At 64.4% G+C, this 3,843-nt stretch carries 4 protein-coding genes; 2 read left to right on the forward strand and 2 right to left on the reverse strand.

From position 1 onward, the window contains the following. The first annotated feature begins 235 nt into the window (after positions 1–235). Positions 236–1,258: an L-threonine 3-dehydrogenase gene (tdh, locus tag R1L06_RS20375; protein ID WP_010483949.1), complete on the forward strand. Its 1,023-nt coding sequence runs from the start codon at positions 236–238 to the stop codon at positions 1,256–1,258. A gap of 160 nt (positions 1,259–1,418) precedes the next feature. Here the strand turns inward: tdh and R1L06_RS20380 are convergent, their stop codons facing one another. Further along, the gene (locus tag R1L06_RS20380) at positions 1,419–2,114 is read right to left on the reverse strand and encodes a TorF family putative porin (RefSeq protein WP_317218588.1); all 696 of its coding nucleotides are present in this window, start codon (positions 2,112–2,114) and stop codon (positions 1,419–1,421) included. Between the two features lie 206 nt (positions 2,115–2,320). Here R1L06_RS20380 and kbl point away from each other — a divergent pair, with 206 nt between their 5' ends. Further along, positions 2,321–3,529, forward strand: coding sequence for a glycine C-acetyltransferase (gene kbl, locus R1L06_RS20385; protein ID WP_032129062.1), 1,209 nt, complete (start codon positions 2,321–2,323; stop codon positions 3,527–3,529). 84 nt (positions 3,530–3,613) lie between these two features. Here kbl and R1L06_RS20390 read toward each other — a convergent pair. Then, positions 3,614–3,843: hypothetical protein (locus R1L06_RS20390; protein ID WP_251267719.1), on the reverse strand; the 230-nt coding region annotated here is incomplete at its 5' end.

Here is a 3,843-nt window from a genome sequence, read left to right on the forward strand (position 1 = left end):
CCATGGATGGCGCCATCGAGCACCATGGAGGGGCTTTTGCGTGTCCTGGCCAGGGTGACCACGCCTCCTTTCCCGGATCAGGGAGGCGCCGCTGTTCGCAGCACGTTCGAAACGCCCGCCAACACACGCCTTTCGTTCCGCCACTGCACCCGCAGCGCAACATGGGAAATCCGCGCGGCACCCTATAATCCGCGCTTTCCCCCTGATGAGTTCCACCCCGATGGCGCAGCAAACGATGAAGGCCCTGGTCAAGCGCGAAGCGGCCAAGGGCATCTGGCTGGAAGAAGTTCCGGTTCCGACCCCGGGCCCGAACGAGGTCCTGATCAAGCTCGAGAAGACCGCGATCTGCGGCACCGACCTGCACATCTACCTGTGGGACGAGTGGAGCCAGCGCACCATCAAGCCGGGCCTGACCATCGGCCACGAATTCGTCGGTCGCGTCGCCGCACTCGGCTCGGCCGTGACCGGCTATGAAATCGGCCAGCGCGTCTCGGCCGAAGGCCACATCGTCTGCGGCCACTGCCGCAACTGCCGTGGCGGCCGCCCGCACCTGTGCCCGAACACCGTCGGCATCGGCGTCAACGTCAACGGCGCCTTCGCCGAGTACATGGTGATGCCGGCCAGCAACCTGTGGCCGATCCCGGACCAGATTCCGTCCGAGCTGGCCGCGTTCTTCGATCCGTACGGCAACGCCGCGCATTGCGCGCTGGAGTTCAACGTGATCGGTGAAGACGTTCTGATCACCGGTGCCGGCCCGATCGGCATCATCGCCGCCGGCATCTGCAAGCACATCGGTGCACGCAACGTGGTGGTGACCGACGTCAACGACTTCCGTCTGAAGCTGGCCGCCGACATGGGTGCCACCCGCGTGGTCAACGTGGCCAACCAGTCGCTGAAGGACGTGATGAAGGAACTGCACATGGAGGGCTTCGACGTGGGCCTGGAAATGAGCGGCAACCCGCGTGCGTTCAACGACATGCTCGACTGCATGTACCACGGCGGCAAGATCGCCATGCTCGGCATCATGCCCAAGGGCGCCGGCTGCGACTGGGACAAGATCATCTTCAAGGGCCTGACCGTGCAGGGCATCTACGGCCGCAAGATGTACGAGACCTGGTACAAGATGACCCAGCTGGTGCTGTCCGGCTTCCCGCTCGGCAAGGTGATGACCCACCAGCTGCCGATCGACGACTTCCAGAAGGGCTTCGACCTGATGGAAGAAGGCAAGGCCGGCAAGGTTGTGTTGAGCTGGAATTGACCCTTCGGGTCAATTCCCCCGCAGGTTTCCTTATCCCCGCGCCGTCGGCGCGCCCCCTTGAACAACAAGGGGGCTCTCCCCCAGCCGGGGTAAGGCATGCGGCTGAAATTGAAAAAGGCGCCCATTGGGCGCCTTTTTCGTGGACATCAGCGAAGGCGCATCAGTTACCGATCGCGACGGTCAGCATCACGCGGCTGTGGGCCAGCTTGCCGGAGTTGTCGCGGCCGTTGCCGTCGGTGCCGTAGTAACCCAGGCCGACCTTGGCCATCCCGAACTGGCGCTCAACGCCGACATTCCAGTCGGTGTAATCCTTGGCGATGCCGTCTTCAAACGTGCTGCGGCCGACATTGGCATTCAGGGTGAAGTCCTTCGGCAGGCCCCAGCTGCCACCCAGGCCGAAGTACCAGCCATCGGTGCTGCTGTTCCATACATCGTTGGTGTAGGCCACCGTCAGCTTGTAGGTGTCATCCAGCGTGGTGGTGGTGATCAGCTCGTTGTAGTTCTGGTGGCTGGACTTCAGGTAGGTGTAGCGGTTCAGCAGCACGTCGACGTTGACGCGCTCGGTGACGTCCACGCCGTAGCCGATCAGGTAGTCGACCTCGGTCTTCGGATCACCTGCACCGAAGTCCACGCCCGAACCCCACACGCCGGCATACAGGCCAACCGGGCTGGTGTAGGTGAAACCGGCCTGCAGGGTCGGATCCTCGTCGGTCTGCGACACACCACGGAACAGGTAATCGGAAACAGCGGTGACGTTCCAGCTGTACGGCGATTCGTTTTCCTGGGCGCTGGCGGCGAACGGGGCGGCCAGGGTCAGGGCAGCGGCAATGGCGAGGCAGGCACGGGCGTGCTTCATGAGCGTCTCCGGTGGGGGCGGTGGCGTGGAAGGCGGGGAGCAGGCGTAGTGGCCGGAGCCGGACAGCTCCGGTTCACGAATTTTTAACCAGTTTGCTATTGCGATGCAACATGTGCCGGCCGTGGCGATGCCCCATCCCGGCCGGTCGGCAAGCGGCGATGCCCGGTAGAATCAGCGGTTTCCCCGTTCAGAGCCGTGCCCACGCCATGACCGACGCCTCCTCCGCCCTGACCCGCCACTACGCCGAGGAACTGGACGCCATCCGCGCCCAGGGCCTGTTCAAGTCCGAGCGGATCATCACCAGCCCGCAGTCGGCCGAGATCACCCTCGAGGACGGCCGCACGGTGCTGAACTTCTGTGCCAACAACTACCTGGGCCTGGCCGACCATCCGGACCTGATCCAGGCCGCCAAGGATGCGCTGGATACCCACGGCTTCGGCATGGCCTCGGTGCGCTTCATCTGCGGTACCCAGGACCTGCACAAGCAGCTGGAGAAGCAGATCGCCGACTTCTTCGGCAAGCAGGACACCATCCTGTACGCGGCCTGCTTCGATGCCAACGGCGGTCTGTTCGAGCCGCTGCTCGGCGAGAACGACGCGATCATTTCCGATGCGCTGAACCACGCTTCGATCATTGACGGCGTGCGCCTGTGCAAGGCCAAGCGCTTCCGCTATGCCAACTGCGACATGGCCGACCTGGAAGCCCAGCTGCAGGCCGCCGACGCCGCCGGCTGCAAGACCAAGCTGATCACCACCGACGGCGTGTTCTCGATGGACGGCTTCATTGCGCCGCTGGACGAGATCACCGCGCTGGCGAAGAAGTACAACGCGCTGGTGCACATCGACGAATGCCACGCTACCGGCTTCCTCGGTGCCACCGGCCGCGGCTCGGCCGAAGTGAAGGGCGTGCTGGAAAAGATCGACATCATCACCGGCACCCTGGGCAAGGCCATGGGTGGTGCACTGGGCGGCTTCACCTGCGCCAGCGCCGAGGTGATCGAGCTGCTGCGCCAGCGTTCGCGCCCGTACCTGTTCTCCAACTCGCTGCCGCCGCATGTGGTGGCCGCCGGCATCAAAGCGTTCGAGATGCTGGCCGCCGCTGACGATCTGCGCGACACCCTGGTGGAAAACACCCGCTACTTCCGCGAAAAGATGGTCGCCGCCGGTTTCGACGTGAAGCCGGGCGTACACCCGATCAGCCCGGTGATGCTGTACGACGCACCGCTGGCGCAGAAGTTCGCCGAGCGCCTGCTGGAAGAAGGCATCTACGCGATCGGCTTCTTCTTCCCGGTGGTGCCCAAGGGCCAGGCCCGCATCCGCACCCAGATCAGCGCCGCGCACAGTCGCGAGCATCTGGACCGCGCGATCGATGCGTTCACCCGCATCGGTGTCGAGCTGGGCGTGATCAAGGGTTGATCCCCACCGGCCAAAGCGTGCCGACCAAGGTCGGCACCTACCGGGCGTGAGGGCGTGCCGACCGAGGTCGGCACCTTCCCGGCATCACTTCTTTTTCTTCTTGCCCTTCGGCTCGTCCTTGCTGGCCACCACCACCGGCTTGGCGGCAGCATCCTGGCCGTTACCCTTGGCAACGCGGATGCCATTGGCCTTCATCCAGGCATCGAACTCATCGGCGGTCATCTTCTTGTCGCCGTTGCTCATCAGGAAGCGGTAGCTGCCGCGACCATCCAGCTCCGGGGTCTTCACTTCCACCACCGGGGTCTCGGCCGGCA

It is taken from the genome of Stenotrophomonas mexicanensis (assembly GCF_032911605.1).
GTDB classification, from domain to species: Bacteria; Pseudomonadota; Gammaproteobacteria; order Xanthomonadales; family Xanthomonadaceae; genus Stenotrophomonas; species Stenotrophomonas maltophilia_A.